This is a genomic window from Klebsiella sp. JN_Kp126, from assembly GCF_033843325.1.
GTDB lineage: Bacteria > Pseudomonadota > Gammaproteobacteria > Enterobacterales > Enterobacteriaceae > Klebsiella > Klebsiella michiganensis.
The window spans coordinates 13322-37622 of the sequence record NZ_JAWXQV010000045.1; the positions used below are offsets into that span (position 1 = coordinate 13322).

Consider the following 24301-nt stretch of genomic DNA (forward strand, 5'->3'; position numbering starts at 1 on the left):
TGATTCGCCTGGATCGAAACGCGCTTAACAGCGGATGCAACGCGGGCTTTGCGGCTTTCGTTATAACCCATCATTCGTTCAACTTACTTTTATAAATTAAAAAATTTTAAACATTTAATGCCTGATAGTTTTACATTATTTTTACAAATACATATAATTCCTTACGTTCTTCGCTCTGTCCGAGAGCGTCCAACCAACATGATATGCGGTATGCGCTTTTATTGGTCTGATAACGCGCTGTTTATATGAGATGTTTTGGTTTTTTCGACTGACGTCGTATGGGATGAAATATGGACGAACAACAAGGTAGCGGTAGGGGCCTGTTCTTTACCGTTTACCGGGTACTTTTTGCATTACTGAGCTTTGGCACTGGACTCTTTTTCACTATCTGGGGGGGCAAACTCCTCTCTCTCGGCGGCAGCGCCTGGTATCTGTTAGCCGGTCTCGCTTATCTGCTTATCGCCGTCGGCTATCTTGTCCGCAGCCGCTATGTCCTGCCTTTTGCCATTCTGACTTTCCTGTTGACCCTTTGCTGGGCGCTGTATGAAGTGCAGCTCAGCTATTGGGGCCTGATCCCCCGGCTGGTCGTTCCCGCGCTGATGCTGATGCTGGCGCTGTGGCTGGCGGCGACGCTGCCGATCCCGCCTGCGCGCAGACGCTACGCCAACTGGAGCGCCTCGGCGATTTTTCTCCTGCTGCTGGCGACGCTGGTTTCCGCCTTCTACCCGCACGGCGGTATTCATCACGGCGTGGTGAAAGCGAGCGACGACAGCACGCCGACCCTGGCTGCCAAAAGCGATAACTGGGCGTTCTTCGGCCGCGATGCCTCCGGCACCCGTTTTGCGCCGTACGATGAGATCACGCCGCAAAACGTCAAAAACCTGAAAGTCGCCTGGACGTATCACACCGGCCGCCGGCTAACCGGCGCCGGGATTGGCGTCGATGAAAATACCCCGCTGCAAATTGGCGACACGCTGTACTCCTGTACGCCGCTGAACGTGGTTACGGCGCTGGATGCGGATACCGGGAAAGCGCGCTGGCGTTTTGACCCGCACGCAAGTACCGCCGAACACGTCACCTGTCGCGGGGTCGGCTATTACGATGTACAAAGCGATGATTCGCTGAGCGCAGAAGAGAAGGCCAGCCCGGCGCTGCAGCAGTGCCCGCAGCGTATCCTGGTGTCTACCGTCGACGCCCGTTTGATCGCCCTGAACGCCAAAACCGGCGAACTGTGCGATGACTTCGGCGATCACGGTAGCGTCGATCTGAAACAGGGTATGGACAATACCGAAAACAGCAAACGCTACCACCCGACCTCAACGCCGGTGATTATGGGGCATATTGCGGTGCTCGGCGGCTGGGTGCGCGATATCGTGCACGGTGAACCGTCCGGGGTGGTACGCGCGTTTGACGTACGTAACGGAAACGTGGTGTGGGCGTGGGACGTCGGCCAGCCGGAAAACGTTACCGACCCGGTAAAAGGTCGCGTCTATACCCTCGAAACGCCGAACGTCTGGACGGTGCCGGGCTTTGACAAAGAGCTGAACCTGATTTATCTGCCGACCGGTAACGGTCCGCCGGACTACTGGGGCGGCGATCGCAACGCGGCCAAAGAGAAATACGGATCTTCCGTGGTGGCGGTGGACGCCAGCAGCGGCGAGACGAAGTGGGTCTTCCAGACCGTGCATCATGATATCTGGGACTATGACCTGCCGTCGCAGCCGGTACTGTTCCATATGAAAAACGAGCGGGGCGAAGAGGTTCCGGTTCTGATCCAGACCACCAAAACCGGGCAGATTTACGTACTCGACCGGCGTACCGGTAAGCCGGTGACCCGCGTGGAAGAGCAGCCTGTCGCCCATGACGGCGCGGAAGGCGAGCATCTCTCCGCCACCCAACCTTTCTCCACGGGCATGCCGCAGCTGGGCGTCGAGCCGCTCACCGAGAAATCGATGTGGGGCGTGACGCCGTTCGATCAGCTGATGTGCCGTATCGACTTCAAAGCGTCGACTTATCTTGGCATGTACACGCCGCCGTCAGAGAAGCCGTACATCGAGTGGCCAAGCCTGCTGGGCGGCATGAACTGGGGCGGTATCACTATCGATGAGCGCACAGGAACGCTGTTCGTCAACGATATGCGGATGCCGTTGAGAATGTCGCTGGTGCGCAAAGAGGATATGGCGAAATATAAAGTCTCCACCGACGAGGTGCCCGGCTTTATGGGAACCGTGCGGCCGCAAATTGCCGGGCCATACGGCGGCGTGCGGATCGATATTTTGCAGTCGGCGCTGGGCGTTCCCTGTAATACCCCGCCGTTTGGCACCATGAGCGCCATTGACCTCAACACTCGCCAGCTGTTGTGGCAGGTGCCGATGGGGTCGGTGGAGGATACCGGTCCGCTGGGGCTGAAAACGCACATGCATATCCCGCTGGGTATGCCGACGCTGGGCGGCCCGACGTCAACCGCTTCCGGACTGGTGTTCTTCGCGGGAACTCAGGATAACTACCTGCGCGCGCTGGATTCCGCCACCGGTAAAGAGCTGTGGCGCGCTCGTCTGCCGGTTGGGGCAGTGGCGGCGCCGCTGATCTATAAATCACCGAAAAGCGGTAAAGAGTACGTGGTGATCTCCGCCGGGGGCGCCAGCCACTCGCCGGACGTGGGCGATGATATTATTGCCTTCGCGCTGGAAGAGTAGCCGCAGCCGTTTCGCTCTTGCGCAAGTAACCGCCCCCTGTGGGCGGTTTTTTTATGGTCCGAAGGCTGGCCGGCGCTAAACCGCGTGACAGGCGACGTGGTGGCCGTCGGCGACCTCCCTTAATAGTGGAATATCGCGACGGCAGCGGTCGCTGGCCTGCGGGCAGCGGGAGGAAAAGCGACAGCCGGAAGGCGGCCGGGACGGGTCGGGAATTTCACCTTGTACCACCGCGACCGGCTCGCTGTCCGGATCGAGGGTCGGTACCGCCGCCAGCAGCGCCCGGGTGTAGGGATGCAAAGGCCGGCTGAATAGCGCATCGCGGCTGGCGGTCTCCACCAGTTGCCCGAGATACATCACCGCCACGTCATCGCAGAGATGTTCTACCACCCCGAGATCGTGGGAGATAAACAAAAACGTCACCCCATGATCGTCGCGCAGATCGGAAAACAGATTAATAATCTGCGCCTGAATCGACACATCGAGGGCCGAAATCGGCTCATCGGCAATAATAAAATCCGGGTTTAAGATCAGCGCCCGGGCAATGCCGATGCGCTGACGCTGGCCGCCGGAAAATTCGTGCGGGAAGCGGTTGTAATGCTGCGGCGCCAGCCCGCAGATGCGCATCACCTCAAGGGTTTTATCATACAGCTCCGCCCGGCGACAGAGCTTGTGCTCCAGCATCGCCTCGCCAATAGCGTCGCCGATGCGAATGCGCGGGTTTAACGAACTGTAAGGGTCCTGAAACACCAGCTGGATTTTAGGCCGCAGCGCGCGCATTGCCCGCGGCGGCAGTTCGGCAAGTTCCTGACCGCGAAACTTGACGCTGCCGGCGGTCTTCTCATACAGCCCCAGCAGCGTGCGGCCAACGGTGGTTTTCCCGCTGCCGGATTCGCCCACCAGGCCAAAAATCGTTCCCCGGCGAATCTTAAAGCTCACGCCATCCACCGCCCGCAGTACGCCGGTCTGCTGACCGAACAGCCCATCGCGCAGCGGGAAGTGTTTTTTCAGCCCATCCACTTCAATCACGTATTCATGACTCATGTCACGGACTCCGAAAGTTCACTGTAAAAGCAGGCGGCCTGCCGGTCTTGCCCTGACAGCGGCGGAATGCTCTGTCGGCAGCGCGCGGTGGCTTTTGCGCAGCGCTCGGCAAAGGCGCATCCGGCGGGAAGGGCGGCGAGGTCCGGCACCTGGCCGGGGATTGAATAGAGGCGTCGGCGCCGCGCCCCCGGCACCGGCCGCGAGGCAATCAGCCCCTGGGTATAGGGATGCTGCGGGTGACGCAGAATCGCGGCGGTCGCGCCCTGCTCGACGATACGCCCGGCGTACATCACCACAACGTGCTCGGCCATCTGCGCGATAACCCCGAGATCGTGGGTAATCAGCATCATCGCCATCCGGTTGGCCCGCGCCTGGTCGCGCAGCAGGCGCAGGATCTGCGCCTGCACGGTGACGTCCAGGGCGGTTGTCGGCTCATCGGCAATCAGCAGCTTCGGCTGGCAGCTCAGCGCCATGGCAATCATCACCCGCTGCAGCATGCCGCCGGAAAGCTGATGCGGATAGCTGGCCATCAGGCTATCCGCGCGCGCCAGCCCGACATCCGTCAGGCGCTGGGTAGCGTGCTGCCATGCGGCCTTCGGCGGCTCGCCGCGGTGGCGAATCAGCGGTTCGCAGAGCTGCTCGCCGACGGTGAGTACCGGATTCAGGGCGGTCATCGGCTCCTGAAAAATCATCGCCAGCTGATTGCCGCGCAGGTCGGCCATACGGGCGTTTTTCAGCCGCAGCAGGTCCTGGCCCTCAAAAAGAATTTCCCCGCCGTCAATGCGCGCCGCCTGCGGTGGCAGCAGACCCATTAACGACATGGCGGTGACGCTTTTGCCGCAGCCGGATTCGCCGACCACGCCAACAGTCTGCCCGGCGCGAATAGTGAACGACACATCCTGTACCGCGCGTACCCGGTTTTTGTCGGCGGCAAAAGAGACCGAAAGCTGATTAAAGGTGATTAATGCGCGACTCATTTCAGCCTCTGTTTCATTTTAGGGTCCATGGCGTCGCGCAGGCCGTCGCCCAGCACGTTAATGGCGATGACGGTGATAAAAATGGCGATCCCCGGCGGCATCCACAGCCAGGGCCGGCGCTGAAAGTCGATCAGGCTATTAGCGGCGTCCATCATATTGCCCCACGATGGCGTCGGCGGTACCACGCCAAGCCCGAGGTAGCTGAGCGCCGACTCGCTGAGGATGGCGTTCGCCACCGCCATGGTCGCCATGACCACCAGAATCGGTACCGTATTCGGCAGCAGATGACCAAACAGACGGCGTCGCGCCGACAGTCCCAGCACCTGGGTCGCCAGCATAAAGTCGCGCTCGCGCAGGGAGAGACACTGCCCGCGTACCAGACGCGCCAGCTTCGGCCACTCCAGCAGGCTCAGCATAATCACCACCATATAGATGCGTGAGTCCGGTGAGAAATCGAGCTCCGAGAGCATCGCGCCCGCGACAATCAGCAGCGGCAGGCCGGGGATAGTCATCACCAGATCGGCAAAACGCATAATAAGTTTATCGGTCAGGCCGCCGGCGTAGCCCGACAGCGCGCCGAGCAGATAGCCAAGGGTGACCGACAGCAGCATGGTCAGCAGGCCGATGATCAGCGAAATGCGCCCGGCCAGCAGCAGGCGGGTGTAAATATCGCGACCGAGAAAGTCGGTACCCAGCCAGTGTTCCGCGCCGGGCGGCCTGTTAATCATCAGCGCGTCGGTGGCATCGTCTTTCCACGGCGACCACAGCGGCCCCAGTATGCACCAGAGGGCCATTACGACCAGCAGCAGCAGGCACAGCATCGCCAGGCGATTGCGGCGCAGCGCCTGCCAGGCCTGACGCCAGGGGGATGGGGTCACCTGCGCCAGCGCCGGGATTTCCGCCTTGCGCAGGCGTCGGTTAGCAGAAAACAGAGAGCTGAGCATCAGGACCTCACGCGAATGCGCGGGTCGACCCACGCGTAAAGCACATCGGCAATCAGGTTGCCAAGAATGGTCAGCACCGCCAGAAACAGGGTGAAACCCATTAACACCGGGTAGTCGCGGGCGGCCAGCGAATCGATATGAATATGCCCGGCCCCCGGCCAGTTAAACACTTTTTCGGTGATGATCGCCCCGGAGAACAGCCCCGGCAGCTCGAAGCCGAGCAGGGTGATGATCGGCAGCAGGGCGTTACGCAGGGCGTGCTTGAGGATAACCGTGCGTTCGCGCAGCCCTTTCGCGCGGGCGGTGCGGATAAAATCCATTTTCACCACGTCGAGCATGCTGGCGCGAAAATAGCGGGTCAGGCTGCCCGCCTGGAGCATCACCAGCGCCAGTACCGGCAGCACCAGATGGGCGGCGACCTGCAGCACATACCCCCAGCCGCTGTCGTCGCTGCCGGTATTAGTCATGCCGCCCACCGGCAGCCAGTGCAGGTCGACGGCGAACCACTTGATGAGCAGCAGACATAGAAAAAAGGTCGGGAAAGACATGGCGGCGAACACCGCGACGCTCACCAGATGATCGAACGCAGAATTGGGCTTCAGCGCTGAGACCACGCCCACCGTCAGGCCAATTCCCCAGTAAAATACCAGCGCCACGCTGGCCAGCAGGAAAGAGTTCCAGATGTACTGGTTGAGCAGCTGGCTGACCGGGATCTGGTACTGCAGCGAAAACCCGAGATCGCCGCGCAGCAGCTGGCCGAGCCAGTGGATATAGCGGGTGAGCAGCGGCTGATCCAGGCCGTAAATGGCTTTCAGTTCGGCGGCGCGGGCGGCGGTGAGGGTGATATTGCCGTCGATAAAATCGCCCGGCGTTTTGGCAAACAGCATAAAGATAATAAAGGAGGCCAGCAGCAGCATCGGCAGCGTTTGCAGCAGCCGTCTCAGGATGAAATTTCTCATGACATTCTCACGTCAGCCGCCGGTCATCCCGGCGGCCGGGGATTTACTTAACGATTTCGACATCCGGCAGGCTGCCGGTCAGGCCGTTGTAGATATCCGGTTTGAAGCCGGTGACCCGGGCGCTGCTCGCCGAGAGAATTTCACGGTAGCCGAGAAGGATCACCGGCGGGTCCTGCGCCAGTACCTGATACAGCTGGTGGTAGATAGGCTTACGTTTCTCGACGTCGAGCACCGAGTTACCTTCGGTAATCAGCTTATCGACCTGCGGGTTGTTATAGCCGGACTCTTTCGCTTCCGCGCTGTAAAAATCCCACACGCCATCATGCGGGTCGTTAAGGGTGCTGGTGCTGAACGACGCCAGATCGTAATTACCCGACTTACGCTGCGCCATCAGGGCGTTGAAATCGACGACCTGCGGTTTTAACAGGACGCCAATCTGCTGCCAGTTCTCTTTGGCGATGGGGATCAGCGCATCGTTGAGCACTTTCTTGCTCACCAGCAGCGTTAACTCCAGGCGTTTGCCCTCTTTAACGCGGATACCGTCCGGCCCCGGTTTCCAGCCGGCTTCGTCAAGCAGCTTTTTCGCCTGCGCCGGGTCATAGTGATACGGGTTTACCCCGTCGGCGTTCCAGGCCCAGGAGATCGGCGCGATAGGCTCAATCGCCACCTTGCCGTAGCCCTGGTAGACCACATCAATCAGCTTCTGGCGGTCGAGGCCGTAAATCAGCGCCTGGCGTACCTTCACGTCCTTCAGCGCCGGGCGGCGGACGTTAAATTCCACCTGGCTGTAGTCGCTGGAGCCGTAAAGGTTGATGTTGGCAAAGCCGAGCATTTTCAGCTGTTCGATATCGTCAGGACGCGAGGTAAAGGCGTCGTAGTCGGTTTCGCCCGTCTGGAAGAGCTGGAAGTTGGTTGACGGGTTGGTCACGCGATAGATAAAGCGCGGGGTGGGCGGCGTACCGCGATAAAAATGGCTGTTGGCGTGGAAACGAATCTCCTGGCCGGGGATGTATTTGTCGTAAACGTAGGGACCGTTGCCCAGCGGTTTGCCGTGCAGGGTGCGCAGATAGTCGAGGTTGCCGCGCTGGTAGCCTTTGCCGTAATAGGCTTTGGAGAGTACCGGACCGCCAATTTTTGCCAGCGTCGTCGCGCCCGGCTGGGTGGTGGTCACCTGCAGCGTTAAGGGGTCAAGCACTTTCAGACCGCTGACGCTATCGGCTTTCGCCGCTTTGTACTCCGCGCCGCCGGCAATATTGGCGAGCGTGATATCGGTATCGCCGTCGTATTTCGGATCCAGCAGCACGGTAAGGGTAAAGGCGACATCGTCGGCGGTCAGCGGCGAACCGTCGCTAAAGGTCAGGTTGGGGCGCAGCTTGATGGTGTAGACCTTGTTATCCGGACTCACCGTCCAGCTTTCGGCGAGGCCCGGCACAAGATTGCCGTGGCTGTCCCAGTCGATCAGGCGAGAGAAAATCACGTTGGTGACGTTCTCATCCCAGCCGTTGACGAAGAAGTAGGGGTTAAAAATGCCCTGCGGCTCGGAGATGCCGGCCACGACGGTATCTTTGCGCAGCTTCGCGGCGGCGGGGATCTGGCTGGCATCGCTGGCCGGGGTGATCCCTTCTTTTAAAATGTCGTCGGCGATGGTGACCGAAGAAAACGCCACCGCGCCGCCGAGCAACGCGATTTTCAGAGCAAGCGCGAACCGCGTCTGTTTGGTTTTTAACCCGTGCAGTAGTCTGGACAAAAGTGCTCCCTCATCAAAGAATTGCGTAAAATATTTACAAATCATGACGAAAGATAAGAGGCGCACCGCGCACTGTCTAACACCGAAAAGCTATGGCTTATAGCGATTTAGCATTAGCAATAATTCAGCATTAATCTGTCATTTTTGCGCTAAGCGCCAGCATTCTCTGCTGTTTACGGGGTGAAGGGCTGCCATCCGGCCGCAATGCCGCGGTAAGCAGTATGTAGCGTGCGGCGATCGCGGGCAGCCCCGTGACGTAAGCCAAATGTTTATGGCGTCTGCCAGAGGGTCTCCGGCTCGGCGAACCCCTCTTCGACTCGGGCAAAGAAGCGGCTGGCGTGCAGGCCGTCAACAAAGGCGTGATTGAATTTGCCCGCCACCGGGATAATGCCGTTTTTCAGCTTGCCCCAGGTGAGGGCGGGCACCGCCGCGCCGACGTAATACTCCGCGTGAGTGATGGCGCTGAAATGCAGCCACGGCAGGCAGCTGGCGCAGAAGAAATTCTCGCCGTTGACGATAAGCGGCGCCGGCGCGGTATGTTTCGCCGCTTCAATGTTCGGCGTGGCGGCATGGCTGAAGGCGGCAAAATCGGCGGCGTTGTCGCACCAGACCTGGCGAAAGCCTTCCTGGGCGGTCATCACCGGCGTCATTACCGCCAGCTGGTCATATTCGATAATATCGTCGCCCAGCAGCCGCTGTTTCAGCTGCGGCACCCCGTTCGCCGCGCGAACCAGGGCGTAGAGCGCCAGCTGGAAAAACGAGACGCCGCGATCTTTCGCGCACTCATATAGCCGCTGCGCCTCGACAGGAACGCAGAGATTAAAGCTGGGGTTGGCAAAACCGCGATAAAAATCAAAATGATCTTTTCGCGGCCAGTTTTGTTTGTCGATTACGCGATAGTTGGCCACGGGCGTCTCCTGTTGAGTCAGTGCCTGATACTATGCGACGATTTCAATCAGGTTGCCATCGGGGTCTTTAATCACCGCTTCATAATAGCCATCGCCGGTGGTCCGCGGCGGCGAGACCAGAATCCCCTGCGCGGCGGCGCGGTTTGCCAGCGTATCGACCTTTTCAGCGCCGCCAACGGTAATCGCCAGGTGTACCCAGCCGGTGTGGTTGTTATCCGCCGTCTGCGCGACAAGCCCCGGCTTGGTCATCAGCTCAATGGCAATGCCGTCGCCAATCTTGACAAAAAAGGACTCAAAGCCCGGGTTGGTTTGGCTGCAGTACTTCTCATTAATCTCGCCGTCGAAGAAGGCCACCCAAAAGCGGGCCTGTTGCTCAAGCTGGCGGGTCCATAGGGCGATGTGGGCAATTTTCATAGCAAACCTCTTTATAGGGTGTATTGACAGTCAGGGTCTGAATGCACGATCATGCACTTTGTTGCTCGATAAAGATTTTATCAGGAGTTATTTGTGCTCGATTATGCTGCTTTTCCTAAACAACGACAAGCGCTTATTTGCCAGATCCTGCAGGAGAACGGCAGGGTGGTTTGCGCCGAACTCGCCAGCCGCCTTAACGTCTCCGAGCATACTATTCGCCGTGATTTACATGAACTTAGCCGCGAAGGGTACTGTAAAAAGGTCTACGGCGGCGCGGTGATGACCCTGCCGGAGGCGGGGGACTATAGCGAGCGCAAAGAGAAAAATACGGCGACAAAAAGCAGGATCGCGCAGAAGTGCGCAAAGCTGGTGAAGCCCGGCGGCTGCATTTTTATCGATACCGGCACCACCAACCTGGCGATGGCGGAAGCGCTGCCGGCGGAGCTGGCGTTAACGGTGGTCACGAATTCTCCCGAGATCGCTGCCGTACTGCTCAAAAAACCGCTGTATGACGTGGTGATGCTTGGCGGTCAAATCCAGCGGGCCAGCGGCGGCTGCGTGGGCGCCTCCGCCGTGGCGCAGATTCAGGGCATGCTCTTCGATCAGGGATTTATCGGCGGCTGCGCCATGGCGCCTGAGTCCGGTCTGACGGGCTTTGACTACGCCGACTGTGAATTTAAAAAAGCGGTGATAAAACAGTGCAGCGAAATCATCGTCGGCCTGACCTCGGATAAAATCCCGGCGGTGGCGCGCTTTGTGGTGGTCGAAAGCAGCGCCATTGACGTGCTGGTGGTCGAGGAGAATATCAGTCGCGAATATCGCGACGCGTTTAGCGAACACGATATTCGTATTTATACCGTTTAAACGGTTTGCTGGCCTACTTTGACAGCGAAGTGGCAATCAGGCGTAGGCCGAGCGCGCCCAGCACCGTGGCGGTGACGATATCGATCTTACGCTTCATGCGCAGGTAGACGCTGCGCGGACGCGCGGAAGAGAGCACCAGGGCCACCAGCGAATACCAGCTGACGTCAATCAGGAAGCTCATCAGCGGCACGATATAGTAAAAGGCCAGCGGGATACGCTCCGGCAGCAGGGCGGTAAAAATAGAGGCGAACACCAGCGCCGTTTTTGGGTTGCTGAGCTGGGTATAGAGGCCATCGCGGAAGGTTTTCAGCAGGGAATGTTCCGCCGCCATGCCGCCTGCCGCAAAATCCATCGGCTGCGCCGCGCCGCGGTAGATTTTATACCCCAGCCAGAGCAGATAGAGGCCGCCCGCGACCTTCAGGCCAATAAACATTTCCGGCACTGCCGTCAGCACTTTTTGCAGCCCCATCATGGCCATAATCGAAAAGATAGTCGCCCCCGTCCCGGTTCCCAGCGCGGTGACCAGACCATGCATCCTTGAGCGCGCAACGGCGTTGCGGGCCACGTAAATAAAGCTTGGGCCGGGGCTGATCACGCCCATGATGAGTACGGCGGCAATGGCCATCAGGCTGGATAAAAACATAAACGCTCCTGGTTGATGTTGAGCGCTAAAGTCGCATCCGGCTCCCGCTCATGATTGTTTCACCGTCAAAAAATAAACAATCTTTAGCGCGCTGTCACCCGACTTTACGGCGCGATGTTTCATCGCCTGTTCGAATAACGATTCCCATTTCGCGCGTCGGTGATAAACTGGCTAAATGTGATCTTTGTCATATCGTCATTAAAACAGAGAAAAGAGACACTGCTATGCAACATATCATTGAGGGCTTCCTCAACTTCCAGAAAGAGATTTTCCCGCAACGTAAAGAGCTCTTCCGCAGCCTGGCCTCCAGCCAAAATCCTAAAGCGCTGTTTATCTCTTGTTCCGATAGCCGCCTGGTGCCGGAGCTGGTGACCCAGCAGGAGCCGGGCCAGCTGTTTGTGATCCGTAATGCCGGGAATATCGTGCCCTCTTTCGGTCCTGAGCCGGGCGGGGTTTCCGCGACGATCGAGTATGCCGTCGTGGCCCTGGGTGTGACCGATATCGTCATTTGCGGCCACTCCAACTGCGGCGCGATGAAAGCCATCGCCACCTGCCAGTGCCTGGACCCCATGCCTGCCGTTTCCCACTGGCTGCGCTACTCCGATGCGGCGAAAGCCGTCGTGGAGAAGAAAACCTGGGCCAACGAGACCGATAAAGTCAACGGTATGGTGCAGGAAAACGTTATCGCCCAGCTGAACAATATTAAAACCCACCCGTCGGTTGCCGTGGGTCTGCGGGATAGCACGTTGCGTCTGCACGGCTGGTTCTACGATATTGAAAGCGGTGACATTCGCGCTCTGGATAAAAACAGCAAAACCTTTGTGTCGCTGTCGGAAAACCCTGACGTTTATTTCGAATAAACTTCTCTTTCAGGGCACGGAAGCCCTGAGATGCTCACCTCCTGCCATAAATTCCCTGTCTGCCATACTCATTACGGCTCCCTGAATGATTTCTTAAGGAGAAGTGATGATTAAGCTGTGCGCAACCTGCGGGACGTCCTACGATGATCGCGGCAACACCCTGAACCATTGTCGTATCTGTGAGGATGAACGCCAGTACGTCCCGGCCAGCGGGCAGGTCTGGATCAAGCCAGACGATCTGACCGAGACGCATACGAATACGTGGCAGCAGCATAACGATCGGCTGTTGAGCGTCAGGACGGTACCGAAATTTGCAATCGATCAGCGCGCGTTTCTGCTGCTAACGCCGCAGGGGAATATTCTCTGGGACTGCATCGCCAATCTTGATGCCGCCAGCAAAACGCTGATTACCGCCCTGGGCGGGATAAACGCGATCGCCATCTCCCATCCTCATTACTACACCACGATGCAGGACTGGGCCGACGCCTTTAATGCGCGAATTTATCTCCACGCCAGCGATCGCGAATGGATTATGCGCGATAGCCCGGCCATCACGCTATGGGAAGGAGATGCGCTGGAGATCCTCCCGGCGGTGCGGCTGCTGCGCCTGGGCGGCCATTTCGCCGGAGGAACCGTTCTGCACTGGGCGAAAGATGACGGTATTATGCTGGCGGGCGATATTATCCAGGTGACGCCGGGGGCGCGCGCTGTTTCGTTTATGTGGAGCTATCCCAATTTGCTGCCGTTGGCGGCCGCCAGCGTGGAGAAGATCGTTGAACGTCTGGGCGATACGCCTTTCGGGGCGCTGTACGGCGCCTTTAAGGGGCAGAACGTCCCCAAAAATGCCCGGCAGATCGTTCTGGACTCAGCGCAGAAATACCTCGCCTGTCTTAAGACGACGGCGCACCGCTGAGAGGCGCGCCGCCGCGCGGGATTTACAGCACGCCGTCGCCGCCGTCGGAGCACCATACCTGGCCGGAGGTGAAGGAGCAGGCATCAGAGGCAAGGGTAACGTACAGCGGCGCAATCTCTACCGGCTGCCCGGGACGCCCCAGCGGCGTATCGGCGCCGAACTGACGCACCTTCTCATCCGGCTGGCCGCCGCTTGACTGCAGCACCGTCCAGTAGGGACCGGGGGCGACCGCGTTTACCCGGATACCCTTCGGCCCCAGCTGTTTGGCCAGCGATTTCGTGAACGCCACCAGGCAGGCTTTGGTTTGCGCGTAGTCCAGCAGGATGGGGCTCGGCTTAAAGGCCTGGACGGATGAAGTATTAATAATCGCGCTGTGTTCTTTAAGATGTCGCAGGGCGGCTTTGGTGATCCAGAAGGCCGCATAAACGTTGGTTTTGAAGGTGGCGTCAAAGTCGGCGGTGGTGAGTTCTTCCAGTGATTGGCAATATTGCTGGCGTCCGGCGTTATTGACCAGAATATCCAGCCCGCCGAGTTCGCTGGCGGCCTGTTCCACCAGGGTTTCGCAGAAGGATTCGTCGCGCACATCTCCCGGAATCGCGACGGCTGTACGTCCTTCGGCCTGAATCAGGGCAATCACGGTTTCCGCATCGGACTCCTCTTCCGGCAGATAGTTTATCGCCACATCGGCGCCTTCGCGGGCGAAGGCGATCGCGACCGCGCGCCCAATCCCGGAATCGCCGCCGGTAATCAGGGCGCGTTTACCGGCGAGCCGACCGGAACCGACATAGCTCAGCTCACCGTGATCCGGCTGCGGCTTCATCTCTTCGGCAAGACCCGGAGGCGATTGCGGCTGGTCAACAAAGGGGGGACGGGGATACTTCGCGGTATTGTTAGCGTTGTCGCTCATACTGACCTCCTCGTGTTAAAAGAGTAAGCGTAGTTGCCTGGTCAGCCTGCCGTGGAATATTGAAGAATAATTGAACGGCTTCGCTGTTATAATTTTGGCGCTTTGATTCCTCTCCCATCGGTAATTTACTGATTGCCGGGAAACTTTTCAAAATGAGAGGCGCCAGCGGCGTTTGGCATTTTAGGATTATTCTATCGCAAGCCTGACGGTATATTTAGCGCCTTTTTAATGCTGCCCGGCGCGCATATTTACGCGGGCGGTGAAGTCGTAAAAAATATTTCCCGGGCGATTCATCAGGTACGGAACTTGTGAAAATGAACATCAGCAACCAGACTTATTAAGACAAGACAAAAATATGCCGGAGGTATGGTTGATGAAAAAATTACTGCCCGTTATTTTCTGTGCGCTGATGGCTCAGGGCGTTTATGCCGCGGACGACGGGGGATTTAAAAAAGATGCCGCTCCGCCGCCGCCGCATAAAATTGACGATGGCTACCGCGGGACGGAGGACGGGCGAATTATGACCGTGCGCCAGGCCCTGGAAATGCACGATGGGGCAACCATCTCATTACGCGGCAATCTTATCGAGCAGCACGGTAACGACCGCTACAGCTTTCGCGATAAAACCGACACCATCGCAGTGATTATCCCCGCCGCGGTTTTTGATGGCCGCGAAGTGAAGCCCGATCAGATGATCAGCATCAACGGCAGCCTCGATAAAAAAATGACGCCGCCGGTAGTGCGGGTGGACCGGATCCAGAAATAACCGCTCAAGCAGGAGGAATTGATGTCCGTACAGCATCCAGCCGACCCGGATAAGCGGGGCCGTCATCCGTCGAAAGAGGACCCGCGCGAGCAGGGGGAAGTGCCGCGTAAAAGAGACGACAGCGAAGATCATAAAAAAGATCCCTGGCATCCCCAGCCTGAAAAGCGTTAAAAATAGCCGCCCGTCAACGGGCGGCTATTTTTCTTTCCTAAAGATCGAGCGGGGATAAACGCCTGCGCGAGCGGCTTGCCGGCTGGGATATCGCTTTCGCTATCGCCGCGCCGATCTCCGCGCAGGCGGTGATACCCTGAACGAAAGGCTGATCGTGCATCAGCCAGGGAATGGCGGCGAACGCGATGCGCCCGCGTACTTCGGGCGGTTCCCGCAACGTATAGTCGTCTCCGACCTCAGGAATCTCTTCTCCGGTCGCCAGCAGCTGCTCCCTTAAATGCGGGAAGGGAAGATCTTTATTTTTCAGCGGCTTTTGCCCTCTGGCATCAATAAATACATCAAACGTATAGCGATTTTGTTCGCTGGTAATCACCGTTTTTTCCTGCTCTACCGCCATCTCATAGTCATGCCCTAAGGCGAGAATACTGATGACGCCCGCTTCGCGCAGCGCCAGCAGCCGGCGGATAGACTCTGAAGGAATGGCGGCATAGCAGTCGATAAAGACCCGCGCAAGACCATTTTTGAAACGCTCCCGGTCATGGTCATTAAGGTGAGGCACCATCGCCTGAACGGCTTCATGCAGCCGCAGGATCGCGTAGCGCCAGGGAACCGTATATCGCGCGCGTTTGTTGCGCTCAACCTCTTCAAGGTTATCCAGCGCCCAGTGGAACGGATTATGCTGCTGGCGTTTAGCAAACCACGCCTCGCTGAAGCTGTCGGCGTTAAGGCTGTGAAGGGCGATATTTTCGCTCCATAGGGGGTCGGCAAGCGTGATTTCCTGCGCCACCAGCTCAAAGACGCGATCGAGCAGACCGTCGCTGCCCGCGGCGATGGCTTGTTCCATCGCGCTTTCGCTGACGATGCTCAGCGGCTCCCAGGGAATGGGGCAGTAAAAATCCGCTTCCGGCAAAATGCCGGAGCGCGACATCAACGTGATGCTTAGCGCCTCGCTTGCCTTGTCCAGCCTGAAGGCGAGGGCGTCATCGTCGGACCCGATAAACCGACCGTGCTGGACGGCGACGGCCATCGCGGCGTCAATTCCGCTTAGCGAGGTGCCCATAATGCCCACCCGGCAGGGGGGAATGCTGGCCTCCATGAGGCCAGACCACGGGCTGGGAAACCAGGTGCGGGTCGACTCTTCTTCATCGGGCCAGACGTGTCCGGTGGCGATTACCGCGAGGTCAAAGGCTTCGGCGACCGGCTCATCCTCAACCCACAGTCTGACCCCTTCTTCGGTCGCCTGCAGGTCGCTGACCCGACAGGACTCATTGACCCGGATGCGAAAGCCCTGCTCCCTGGCCTCTCCGACCAGCGCAAGAAACTGGTCGCGAAAGTATTCACCCAGCAGGATGCGCGGTAAAAATTGACGATCGTGCAAAGCGTCATAATCCACGCCGTAGCGCGCAAGGCGCGTACGGCTCTGGGCTTTCAGCCAGTCGAGATAGCTGCTCTGAATGGGGGGGATTTCAATGCTGGCGATATTGGCCAGCATCTTGCGCGAATTCTCTTCATCGCTGTAGGGCATGCCCACGCCCGCTTCCTCGGCCTGCTCGTAAATTGACACATCCAGCGGCTCGCCCTGTTTGAGTAGTGAGAACAGGGTATAAATTCCGGTTGGACCTGCGCCGATAATGGCAATTTTCTTCATAATGACTGACCCGCCGTTGTTGTTATCACATTTGTTGTCGGTGGCCTTCCGCCAGTTGAAAAGCTCCACGATAGATCATTTCCGGGTAACGGAAATCTGGCCCAATAATTGTGGTTCAAAATGAGGAAGAGGGCCAATTGCTGGCGCGCCTCTTCCTCGGGGTTAGTCAAAGAGGCAGGCTTTCAGAACCAGGTTTCGAGCTGGGCGCCGAAGAATAGCGTCCCCGCGCTATGGTATCCGGCGCTGCCGAAGGTGTCCGTCGAGGAGTAGTCATCCAGCGATTTGTCCCAGCGCATCCAGGTGGCAAAAAAGCGGATTTCCGGGCGTTCAAAGAAGTCCGTCACGTTCTGCATCTTGAAAGTAGGGGCAAACGTCAGCTTGTAATAGCTGCCGCTGGCAGCTCTGTTGCCATTAAAGCCTTTCGGATCGATATCCATATACTGATAGCTGGTTTCGTACTGCAGGGCGAAGTTCTGATTAATCTGCTGAATTATTCTCGCGTTCAGGGTCACCCAGTCGTAATGGTCTGAATCGATATAGCGGCTATTGCTGCTTTGGGCGACGATCAGCGGCGCGAAGCTCAGCCTGTCGGTGAGGGACGTTGTCCCGTAAGAGGCAAACTTGACGGTCCATGCCGGGTTTATCAGATAGCCGTCGGAGCCCGGGCCGCGAACCTCCGCTCCCAGCGCGCGGCCATAAAGCAGGGCCGTTTTGGTACTGCCGGGACGCAGGCCGTAGAAGCTGTCGCCATGGTACGCCAGCATGGTGTTGAACCCCTGCGAGGCCGCTTTATCCGACGCCAGGCCATCGTTAATGCGTTTATCGTTGTCCTGCGAGTATAACCCGTTGAGCATCCACTGCCAGCTGTCCAGCCGGTTATTCAGCGAGAAGGTGTAGTTTTGAATATAGGTGTTATCCGCGCCGGTCATGTTGTTATATTCAACGTTGTCCATCGTATCGATATCGTTGAAATTACGCCCGTATACGGCGAGATTGGTTTTGATATCGCCCCACAAGTTCACGTCATAAATACCGGCGCCGGTACCGATTAAATTCATCATATCGGAATCAAGCCAGTGAATATCAAAGTTATCCCGGTCTTCACGCTTGCCGGCCCACAGCGTGGCCTGTTTAAATGCGCCGCTAAACGAAGGCATATCGCTCATTTCGACAAACGCCTGCCGTACGTTCATCTGACCGTTGAATGAACTGTCGGTATTATACGTTTTATCCCACTCGGCGATTTTCATGTAATAACGCAGCTGGCTGTTATTATCATATTTTCGCCGGTAGTTGATATCGGCGGTTACGTAGGTATCTGATTCATTGCCCAGGCGCCCGACGCTGCCGCCGGTACTGCCCGCAGGCGTCAGAGAGGGGCCTACGGTGCTGGTGGTGCCTTTGCTGGTCAATATTCCGCTGCGCGCGTAGCCGCCGAATTTAATCTCCCGATCCTTCTCTTGTGCGATAAGAGGCTGCGACGGTTTGCTTTTTATTCGCGCCAGGTCTTGCTCGGTTTGCTGTTCGACAAACTGTAATCTTTCTTGCGCGCGCGCCGCGTTTTTTTCGGCGCTGGCCGCTCTTTTTTCCGCAGCGTCTATTTTTCGCGTCGCATCCTGTAATTGGATGCGCGACTGTTTTAATTCGGCCTCAAGCCTTTCGAGTCGGGCGTTAATTTCATTCAGGGTCGTATCCGCCGCAGCGGCGGATGCTGGCAAAGCCAGCGCGCAGAGCGTAAGCATATAGGCTTTCATCATTAATACCTGTACAGGGGTAGCTGTGCTCTGGACGCGCGGGCGCAGAGCACAGGTTACTGTGCCATTAAAATGGGATGTTTATTGGGGTGTTAAATTAATAGTTGGGCTTTATTTTTTTCAGGCCTCTTTGGTCGCTTTATCGGTTTTGACAAAAATGAACGTGATAATAAAGGCAAAAATAAAGACCGCGAGTCCGACGGTAATATAGGTAACAAACTGATAGCGATCGTAGAGATACATCAGCGGCGACAGAAGGACCGCCAGACCGTATGAGTTCGCTTTTATCGACAATAGCGACAGCACCATGCCGCCCAGCGCCGAGCTGGTGAGCATCACCATTATCGCCCGTAGCCCGGATTGCATCACGATACCGAATAAAGCCGGTTCCGAAACGCCTAATAGCTGAGTAATGGTCGCGGAAATCCCGGCGGTTTTAAACGCGATATTTTTCGCCTTTAGTGAAATAGCCAGACATACGGCGGCGTTGGCAAAGCCGTACATCGCGCACACCGTAATTAATGGATTAAACCCGGTACCGGCAATCAACGAGGTTTCAATCATAATAAACATATGATGCATCCCGGTCATCACGGCAATGGGATAGATGAAGCCGATTAACAGACCGCCAATACCCGCAGGCAACGTCAGAAATTGCTGAATAGCCATCACGGCATAATGTTCAAACGCATGCACCAGCGGCCCTAAAACCAGTAAAGCGATGGCCACCGCAATCAGGATGACGATAAACGGCGTAAAAATCAGATCCATCGAGTTGGGCATCACCCGGCGGAAAAAAATTTCCAGCTTAGCGCCGATAATGCCGGTGACCAGGGCGGTCAGAATAGACCCCTGATAGCCGACCAGAGGAATAAAACCCAATACATAAATCGGGCTGCTGTTGCCGTACGCCACGTCATAGGCGTTCGGCAGCGCGGGGGAGACCAGCATCAGGCCGATTAAGAAGCCGATAATTGGCGTACCGCCAAATTTCTTAAACGCCGACCAGCAAATAAACGCCGCCAGAAAGGCGAAAGCGGTGTCGCAAAGCACCGTGGTCAGCGTTTGCAGCGCCACTGGAACCTGATGAACGCTGCCGCCAAACCACGCCTGGACGGTATCGTTAAAAATGACCCCCTTCAGGCCGAGAAACAGGCCGGTGGCCCCGAGTACCGGGACAATTGGTACAAACACGTCCGATAAATTGCGAATTCCCCGCTGTAACCGGCCCGTACTCTGCTTCGTCATTTCATCCTTGCTGATTTCGGCAACCTGGAATTCGTTAACAAACGCCTGGTAAACCTTATTGACGATCCCGGTTCCGAGGATTATCTGATACTGGCCAGCATTAAAAAATACGCCTTTGACTTCGCTAATATTGCGGATTTTATCATCATCAATTTTCTGTCGATCTTTTACCTGTAAACGTAAACGGGTGGCGCAGTGGGTGGCTGAGGCAATATTTTCCTTGCCGATGATATTCACGATCTCAACGGCGATATTTTTATAGTTGTTCATATTTGACTCATTCCTTAACGAGAAGGGTTTGATAGGGTTTCAGGGGAGTCTCAGCGTCGGCATAATTATTGAGGACAATCTCACCCGCCGGGAGCGTAAAGGGCAGAGGCTGTGCGCTTAAATTGGTTATCGAGATAAAACGCTCGGTCGCCGTTCTCCGTTCGTAGGCAATGATGCGATCGTCAACGTCTTCTATGGCGGCGAATGAACCATAGATCAGCGTTTGCGGATAGTGCTTATTTCGCAAGGCGATCATCTTCTGGTAAAACGCGAATACTGAATCCGAATCGTTTATCTGGCTTTGCGCGTTGACGCTGAAGTCAGCTGCGGAAAACGCCAGCCAGGGCCGCGCGCCCCGGTTAAATCCGCCGTTGGCGCTATCTGACCACGGAAAGGGCGTTCGCGAATTGTCCCGCGAGCGCTGGTTGATAAAGCCTAACGCCTGCTGTTCAGAGAAACCTTCCGCCAGGGCGCGGTGGTAGTTATCAATACTGGAAATATCGTCAAATTCCGCGATCGATTGTCGGCGGAAATTTTTCATCCCCAGCTCCTGGCCCTGATAAATAAACGGCGTTCCGGCCATAAAGAAGTACATCGCGGCCAGCGCTTTGGCACCGATGTCATTTTGATAATCCGCGTCGCGGATAAGCTTGGACAGCGCGCGGGGCTGGTCGTGGTTTTCAATAAACGTCGTTCCCCAGCCGGCCTGGCAAAAGGCCCGTTGGCTGGCAAATAGCGCCTCCCTGAATTCGCGAACGTTCCAGTCGCGCTGCTTAAACCATTCAGAACCGTTTTCGACATCAATATCGGCGGCGTGAAAATCGAAAATCATATTAAAGTAGCCGTCTGGCCCAATATAGCTGTCGTACTCTTCCAGAGGCACGCCCGGCGCTTCGCCCACGGTTACGCAGCGGTGACGACGGAAAGTGCGCTCTTTTAGCTCATGGAGAAAGCGCTCGATGCCCGGACGGTTGCGCGATTTCGCTTTAATCGATGCCAGACCATCAATACCGTCTGCGGGCAGAGAGGCGTAGTCCTGATCTTTTTTAATAAAGGTAATTGCATCGATGCGAAAACCGGCGATGCCTTTATCCAGCCACCAGTTAATCATGGCGTAGATTTCCTCGCGCAACTGCGGGTTTTCCCAGTTGAGATCCGGCTGCTTTTTATGAAAAACGTGCAGATAGTAGCACTCCTCGCCAGCGACTTTTTCCCACGCGCTGCCGCCAAAAATCGATCGCCAGTTATTGGGCGCGCCGCCCGCCGCGGCGGGTTTAAAGATGTAATAATCACGATATTTCGATTGAGGGTCGGCCAGCGCGGCCTGAAACCAGGGGTGTTCATCGCTGGTATGGTTAACCACCAGGTCGACCATTACCTCAATGCCCAGCTCGCCAGCCTGTTTAATCAGGTTATCAACGTCCTGCATCTGGCCTAAATCGGGATTCACCGCATAGTAGTCCGCGATATCGTAGCCGTTATCTGCTCCCGGCGAGCGGTAGAACGGCGAGACCCAAATCAGGGTGATGCCCAGCGTTTTCAGATACGGCAGTTTAGCGATAATACCCGGGATATCGCCAACGCCATCGTTATTGCTGTCATAGAAGCTTTTTGGGTACACCTGATAAATAACCGATTCTTTCCACCATGCGCTTTGTTGTGATTGATTCATCATTTCTCCTGAGTATGAAATCGATACCATATTGAGTGAAAAAAAATTACGCCGAGGCTCTGATAACCAGTTCCGATTTCAGGTCTTCCTCGTCATAGCGATACTGCGTGTGGTTGATCAGGGACAGCAGGCGTTCTACAGAGATGCGGCCCAGCTGCTCAATGGGCTGGCTAACGGTAGTGAGCGGAATATGCACCATCTCCGCCACGGGAAGGTTATCAAAGCCCATGACCGCCAGTTCGCCGGGAACGCTGACGCCGTGGGCCGATAGCGCGGAAATCAGGCCGCAGGCGACCTCATCGCTGCCGGCGAAAATCGCATCGGGACGTTCGCTTTTCGTCATCTGCAGAATTTGCTCAGCCAGGCGCTGCCCGTCGCGCCAGGTGTGGACATGACGAAAAATAAACCGCTCGTTAACCGCCTGCTGTCCGTCTTGCATAGCGGCAATAAAGCCGCGGTTCCTTCTGCTGCCGTGGCCCTTTTGCTGGAATGCGCCACCGGTGGAGTAGGCGATTTTTTTATACCCTTTGTTAAGCAGCCAGCTGACGGCGTTATAGGTTGCCAGTTCATCGTTCATTCTGACGACGGGCAAAGTGGTATTATCTATGCTGGTGTTGCACAGCAGGATAGGGCCATATTTCTGATATTGCTCAATGACGTCTTTGTCACTCTCAACGGCGCATAAGATCAGCCCGTCGATGATTTTTTTCTTCAGCAGATCGAGACAGTTTTCTTCTTCGCCCGCGCTATTGTGGTTCTGGACGATCAGCACCGAATAGCCGTTTTTTCGTGCCGTAACTTCAAGGGCGTCGACCAGGCTGGCAAAAAAAGGGTTGGTTATCCTTGAGATAAGCACGCCAATCCGGTGGGTTTTCACCCCGCGCATCTGCTGCGCGACGGTGCTCGGCTCGTAATCCAGCTCTTTCATGGCCGCGAGGATTTTTTCCTTTTTATCTTCAGAGATATAAGGATGATTGTTGAGGAAGCGGGATACCGTCGTGACCGACAGGCCGGCTTTTACAGCGACGTCTTTTATGGTTGCCATGGTTCTTATGAAATCGATATCACATGGGCATAAAATATTTTCGCGCAGGAGCCGGGTCAACCTCATTTTTATAAAACATGACCTGACTCACAATAAAGTTAACGACACGCCTGCTGAGCGGTACGGATGTTGTCGCGGGCAACGGCCTAAGCTCGAGACAACATCCGTGCACCCGCCGCGCTAAATGGAAACATCTTCCTCCGGATGGAGGCGGGGGAGATGCTCAACGAATAACAAGCGAGATGTCCCGTTTAGCTATTATTCCGGCTTTGGCGCGACGAACTTGACATATTAAACCGGGTTGCTATTTCTTAAACTGGCGCTCCGATAATAAGCGCAACGGTGAGGTGAAAAATGGCAAGTGAAAAAGAGAGGCTGCCCGGGATTAAAGAGAACGAATTTTTTCTTAATTTTGAATGCGCTGCCCGCCAGATAGGCCTCGGAATATTATTGGCGATCATACTGGCAGCCCTTTTGGGACTCTTTTCTGGAGGATATTTTAGCACTGCCGAAAAAACAACTGCGCAGCGCAATTTAACGGTGGCCTATGACCGCTTCGGTCGTTTACAAACTGAATTCAGGCTAAAGATTACCGCCCATCCGCGGGTCGCGGATAAATATATTTTTAGCCTTGGGGGGGATTTTACCTCTTCTTTTGAACCAGGCAGTATCTGGCCCCGGCCAGACAGGATGTACAGTCAGAACGACCGGCTCTTTCTGGTCTATAATGATTTGAAAAGCATGAATAATTTTTCTATATGGCTCTACGTTACGCCCACCCGCCCAGGTAAGTTGAACCACTCTTTGCAGCTAAACGGCGAACCCGAAATCCGCTTCTGGCAATTTATTTATCCTTAGGAGGATGCGATGGAGATGGTCTTGCGTGCGTTAGCGATATATTTAATTTTGCTGGTGGTGTTTAAAATCGCCGGCCGCCGGGCACTATTACAAATGACCAGCTTTGATCTGATTTTATTACTTATTATCAGCGAGGCTACCCAGCAGGCGCTGCTGGGGAACGATTTTTCGGTGACCGGCGCAATGCTGACGATTATGACGCTGGTGGTCGTGGATATGCTTTTCGGATTAATGAAGAAATATTCCGCTGGCGCAGAGTCAGCGCTTGATGGTTGCCCGGTGATTTTAGTCGAAAATGGCGTGCCGTTAATTGACAAGCTGAAAAAAGTGGACGTCTCCTGTGATGATATTCTGGTCGCCGCGCGGCAGAATCAGGGTATTACGGAATTAAGTAAAATCAAATATGCCATACTGGAACGGAATGGCCACATTTCTATTATTCCTGCTGAGAGTTAAAAAGGTCTTTTTATGTCAAATAACCCTTATAACCAGGCGAAAACCACCGGCGAGTTGACTAAACAGGTCGCCAGCGCGCTGATTGACCGTCGTTTACGCTTAACCACCGCGGAATCCTGCACCGGCGGTAGCCTGGCGGCAGCGCTGTGCGCGGAAGCGGATACGGCCGCATTCTACGATATTGGTTTAATCACTTTTAGCGATCGGGCGAAACAGCAGCTTCTCGACGTCAACGCCTCAACGCTGGAAAAATATAGCGCCGTCAGTCGGCAGACCGTTGAAGAGATGTCCACCGGCGCGCTGGCGCGTTCCGGCGCGGATATCAGTATCGCCATTAGCGGATACGCGGGGCCGGACGGCGGCGATGACGGGACGCCTGCGGGGACCGTCTGGTTCGCGTGGAATTTTCGCGGCAGTATCGACGCGCATAAAACGCTGTTTTCCGGCGAGTGCCAGGATGTTGTGGAGAAAGCCGTACGCTATTCACTGGCGATGCTCATCGAGAAACTGCCCGGCTGGCAGAGCGCATAACGCTTTTAT

General features: G+C 56.3%; 23 protein-coding genes. 9 read left to right on the top strand and 14 right to left on the bottom strand.

Annotation, left to right across the window (positions count from 1 at the left end; all coding sequences use genetic code 11):
• Positions 1-290: 290 nt before the first annotated feature.
• Positions 291-2696 (top strand): membrane-bound PQQ-dependent dehydrogenase, glucose/quinate/shikimate family, encoded by a 2406-nt coding sequence (locus tag SIK97_RS05175; protein ID WP_048262248.1) that lies wholly within the window; start codon positions 291-293, stop codon positions 2694-2696.
• Between the two features lie 75 nt (positions 2697-2771).
• Here SIK97_RS05175 and SIK97_RS05180 read toward each other — a convergent pair whose 3' ends face one another.
• The 7 genes from SIK97_RS05180 to SIK97_RS05210 form a co-directional block, all read right to left on the bottom strand.
• Entirely contained in the window at positions 2772-3737 is a 966-nt protein-coding gene (locus SIK97_RS05180; protein WP_025105867.1) for an ABC transporter ATP-binding protein, read from the bottom strand.
• Positions 3734-4714 (bottom strand): ABC transporter ATP-binding protein, encoded by a 981-nt coding sequence (locus SIK97_RS05185; RefSeq protein ID WP_057173429.1) that lies wholly within the window; start codon positions 4712-4714, stop codon positions 3734-3736. Before SIK97_RS05185 ends, SIK97_RS05180 begins: the two co-directional genes overlap by 4 nt.
• A complete protein-coding gene (opp4C, locus tag SIK97_RS05190) occupies positions 4711-5658 on the bottom strand; it encodes an oligopeptide ABC transporter permease (protein WP_004851599.1) in 948 nt (315 codons plus the stop codon). Before opp4C ends, SIK97_RS05185 begins: the two co-directional genes overlap by 4 nt.
• Positions 5658-6617 (bottom strand): ABC transporter permease, encoded by a 960-nt coding sequence (locus tag SIK97_RS05195; RefSeq protein WP_025105864.1) that lies wholly within the window; start codon positions 6615-6617, stop codon positions 5658-5660. Before SIK97_RS05195 ends, opp4C begins: the two co-directional genes overlap by 1 nt.
• 43 nt (positions 6618-6660) lie before the next feature.
• Entirely contained in the window at positions 6661-8364 is a 1704-nt protein-coding gene (locus tag SIK97_RS05200) for an ABC transporter substrate-binding protein (protein ID WP_057173428.1), read from the bottom strand.
• 269 nt (positions 8365-8633) lie between these two features.
• Positions 8634-9272, bottom strand: coding sequence for a CatA-like O-acetyltransferase, family 1 (locus SIK97_RS05205; RefSeq protein WP_032749769.1), 639 nt, complete (start codon positions 9270-9272; stop codon positions 8634-8636).
• Positions 9273-9302: 30 nt separating this feature from the next.
• Positions 9303-9686 carry a VOC family protein gene (locus tag SIK97_RS05210; RefSeq protein ID WP_025105857.1) on the bottom strand — a complete coding sequence of 128 codons (384 nt, stop codon included), beginning with the start codon at positions 9684-9686 and terminating at the stop codon, positions 9303-9305.
• A 93-nt stretch (positions 9687-9779) separates the two neighbouring features.
• Between SIK97_RS05210 and SIK97_RS05215 the strand changes: the two genes are divergently transcribed.
• Positions 9780-10550 (top strand): DeoR/GlpR family DNA-binding transcription regulator, encoded by a 771-nt coding sequence (locus tag SIK97_RS05215; RefSeq protein WP_004851588.1) that lies wholly within the window; start codon positions 9780-9782, stop codon positions 10548-10550.
• Positions 10551-10563: 13 nt separating this feature from the next.
• Here SIK97_RS05215 and SIK97_RS05220 read toward each other — a convergent pair whose 3' ends face one another.
• Positions 10564-11193: a LysE family translocator gene (locus tag SIK97_RS05220; RefSeq protein WP_057173427.1), complete on the bottom strand. Its 630-nt coding sequence runs from the start codon at positions 11191-11193 to the stop codon at positions 10564-10566.
• 224 nt (positions 11194-11417) lie between these two features.
• On the opposite strand from SIK97_RS05220, the gene SIK97_RS05225 reads away from it, so the two are divergent.
• Both SIK97_RS05225 and SIK97_RS05230 read left to right on the top strand, forming a co-directional pair.
• Positions 11418-12053, top strand: a complete 636-nt coding sequence (locus tag SIK97_RS05225) for a carbonic anhydrase (protein WP_004119381.1) — start codon at positions 11418-11420, stop codon at positions 12051-12053.
• Positions 12054-12159: 106 nt separating this feature from the next.
• On the top strand, positions 12160-12966 hold the full coding sequence (locus tag SIK97_RS05230) for an MBL fold metallo-hydrolase (protein ID WP_025105856.1): 807 nt from the start codon (positions 12160-12162) through the stop codon (positions 12964-12966).
• Between the two features lie 22 nt (positions 12967-12988).
• On the opposite strand, the gene SIK97_RS05235 is transcribed toward SIK97_RS05230, so the two are convergent.
• The gene (locus SIK97_RS05235; RefSeq protein ID WP_057173426.1) at positions 12989-13873 is read right to left on the bottom strand and encodes an SDR family oxidoreductase; all 885 of its coding nucleotides are present in this window, start codon (positions 13871-13873) and stop codon (positions 12989-12991) included.
• A gap of 373 nt (positions 13874-14246) precedes the next feature.
• On the opposite strand from SIK97_RS05235, the gene SIK97_RS05240 reads away from it, so the two are divergent.
• Both SIK97_RS05240 and SIK97_RS05245 read left to right on the top strand, forming a co-directional pair.
• Positions 14247-14639 carry a YdeI family stress tolerance OB fold protein gene (locus SIK97_RS05240; RefSeq protein WP_025105854.1) on the top strand — a complete coding sequence of 131 codons (393 nt, stop codon included), beginning with the start codon at positions 14247-14249 and terminating at the stop codon, positions 14637-14639.
• A 21-nt stretch (positions 14640-14660) separates the two neighbouring features.
• Positions 14661-14810: a hypothetical protein gene (locus tag SIK97_RS05245; RefSeq protein ID WP_004851580.1), complete on the top strand. Its 150-nt coding sequence runs from the start codon at positions 14661-14663 to the stop codon at positions 14808-14810.
• A gap of 37 nt (positions 14811-14847) precedes the next feature.
• Here the strand turns inward: SIK97_RS05245 and SIK97_RS05250 are convergent, their stop codons facing one another.
• The 5 genes from SIK97_RS05250 to SIK97_RS05270 form a co-directional block, all read right to left on the bottom strand.
• Positions 14848-16458: an FAD-NAD(P)-binding protein gene (locus SIK97_RS05250; RefSeq protein WP_057173436.1), complete on the bottom strand. Its 1611-nt coding sequence runs from the start codon at positions 16456-16458 to the stop codon at positions 14848-14850.
• Between the two features lie 182 nt (positions 16459-16640).
• Positions 16641-18215 (bottom strand): carbohydrate porin, encoded by a 1575-nt coding sequence (locus tag SIK97_RS05255; protein ID WP_032749761.1) that lies wholly within the window; start codon positions 18213-18215, stop codon positions 16641-16643.
• Positions 18216-18332: 117 nt separating this feature from the next.
• Positions 18333-19730, bottom strand: coding sequence for a PTS transporter subunit EIIC (locus SIK97_RS05260; RefSeq protein ID WP_047723713.1), 1398 nt, complete (start codon positions 19728-19730; stop codon positions 18333-18335).
• Positions 19731-19737: 7 nt separating this feature from the next.
• Positions 19738-21405: a glycoside hydrolase family 13 protein gene (locus SIK97_RS05265; RefSeq protein WP_239692893.1), complete on the bottom strand. Its 1668-nt coding sequence runs from the start codon at positions 21403-21405 to the stop codon at positions 19738-19740.
• Between the two features lie 43 nt (positions 21406-21448).
• A complete protein-coding gene (locus SIK97_RS05270; protein ID WP_004851570.1) occupies positions 21449-22447 on the bottom strand; it encodes a LacI family DNA-binding transcriptional regulator in 999 nt (332 codons plus the stop codon).
• 354 nt (positions 22448-22801) lie between these two features.
• Here SIK97_RS05270 and SIK97_RS05275 point away from each other — a divergent pair, with 354 nt between their 5' ends.
• The 3 genes from SIK97_RS05275 to SIK97_RS05285 are packed head-to-tail and all read left to right on the top strand — an operon-like array spanning position 22802 to position 24292.
• Entirely contained in the window at positions 22802-23305 is a 504-nt protein-coding gene (locus SIK97_RS05275; protein ID WP_032749758.1) for a hypothetical protein, read from the top strand.
• Positions 23306-23314: 9 nt separating this feature from the next.
• Positions 23315-23761 carry a DUF421 domain-containing protein gene (locus tag SIK97_RS05280; protein ID WP_025105847.1) on the top strand — a complete coding sequence of 149 codons (447 nt, stop codon included), beginning with the start codon at positions 23315-23317 and terminating at the stop codon, positions 23759-23761.
• A 12-nt stretch (positions 23762-23773) separates the two neighbouring features.
• Entirely contained in the window at positions 23774-24292 is a 519-nt protein-coding gene (locus tag SIK97_RS05285; RefSeq protein ID WP_009653693.1) for a 2-oxo-tetronate isomerase, read from the top strand.
• The last annotated feature ends 9 nt before the right edge of the window (positions 24293-24301 follow it).

Excerpts from the sequence above, each read along its gene's own strand:
- SIK97_RS05230 (WP_025105856.1), top strand. The coding sequence starts at position 12,160 with ATGATTAAGCTGTGCGCAACCTGCGGGACGTCCTACGATGATCGCGGC.
- opp4C (WP_004851599.1), bottom strand. The coding sequence starts at position 5,658 with ATGCTCAGCTCTCTGTTTTCTGCTAACCGACGCCTGCGCAAGGCGGAA.
- SIK97_RS05180 (WP_025105867.1), bottom strand. The coding sequence starts at position 3,737 with ATGAGTCATGAATACGTGATTGAAGTGGATGGGCTGAAAAAACACTTC.
- SIK97_RS05235 (WP_057173426.1), bottom strand. The coding sequence starts at position 13,873 with ATGAGCGACAACGCTAACAATACCGCGAAGTATCCCCGTCCCCCCTTT.
- SIK97_RS05210 (WP_025105857.1), bottom strand. The coding sequence starts at position 9,686 with ATGAAAATTGCCCACATCGCCCTATGGACCCGCCAGCTTGAGCAACAG.
- SIK97_RS05175 (WP_048262248.1), top strand. The coding sequence starts at position 291 with ATGGACGAACAACAAGGTAGCGGTAGGGGCCTGTTCTTTACCGTTTAC.
- SIK97_RS05225 (WP_004119381.1), top strand. The coding sequence starts at position 11,418 with ATGCAACATATCATTGAGGGCTTCCTCAACTTCCAGAAAGAGATTTTC.
- SIK97_RS05240 (WP_025105854.1), top strand. The coding sequence starts at position 14,247 with ATGAAAAAATTACTGCCCGTTATTTTCTGTGCGCTGATGGCTCAGGGC.
- SIK97_RS05270 (WP_004851570.1), bottom strand. The coding sequence starts at position 22,447 with ATGGCAACCATAAAAGACGTCGCTGTAAAAGCCGGCCTGTCGGTCACG.
- SIK97_RS05260 (WP_047723713.1), bottom strand. The coding sequence starts at position 19,730 with ATGAACAACTATAAAAATATCGCCGTTGAGATCGTGAATATCATCGGC.
- SIK97_RS05285 (WP_009653693.1), top strand. The coding sequence starts at position 23,774 with ATGTCAAATAACCCTTATAACCAGGCGAAAACCACCGGCGAGTTGACT.
- SIK97_RS05265 (WP_239692893.1), bottom strand. The coding sequence starts at position 21,405 with ATGATGAATCAATCACAACAAAGCGCATGGTGGAAAGAATCGGTTATT.
- SIK97_RS05185 (WP_057173429.1), bottom strand. The coding sequence starts at position 4,714 with ATGAGTCGCGCATTAATCACCTTTAATCAGCTTTCGGTCTCTTTTGCC.
- SIK97_RS05195 (WP_025105864.1), bottom strand. The coding sequence starts at position 6,617 with ATGAGAAATTTCATCCTGAGACGGCTGCTGCAAACGCTGCCGATGCTG.
- SIK97_RS05220 (WP_057173427.1), bottom strand. The coding sequence starts at position 11,193 with ATGTTTTTATCCAGCCTGATGGCCATTGCCGCCGTACTCATCATGGGC.
- SIK97_RS05250 (WP_057173436.1), bottom strand. The coding sequence starts at position 16,458 with ATGAAGAAAATTGCCATTATCGGCGCAGGTCCAACCGGAATTTATACC.
- SIK97_RS05280 (WP_025105847.1), top strand. The coding sequence starts at position 23,315 with ATGGAGATGGTCTTGCGTGCGTTAGCGATATATTTAATTTTGCTGGTG.
- SIK97_RS05255 (WP_032749761.1), bottom strand. The coding sequence starts at position 18,215 with ATGATGAAAGCCTATATGCTTACGCTCTGCGCGCTGGCTTTGCCAGCA.
- SIK97_RS05275 (WP_032749758.1), top strand. The coding sequence starts at position 22,802 with ATGGCAAGTGAAAAAGAGAGGCTGCCCGGGATTAAAGAGAACGAATTT.
- SIK97_RS05245 (WP_004851580.1), top strand. The coding sequence starts at position 14,661 with ATGTCCGTACAGCATCCAGCCGACCCGGATAAGCGGGGCCGTCATCCG.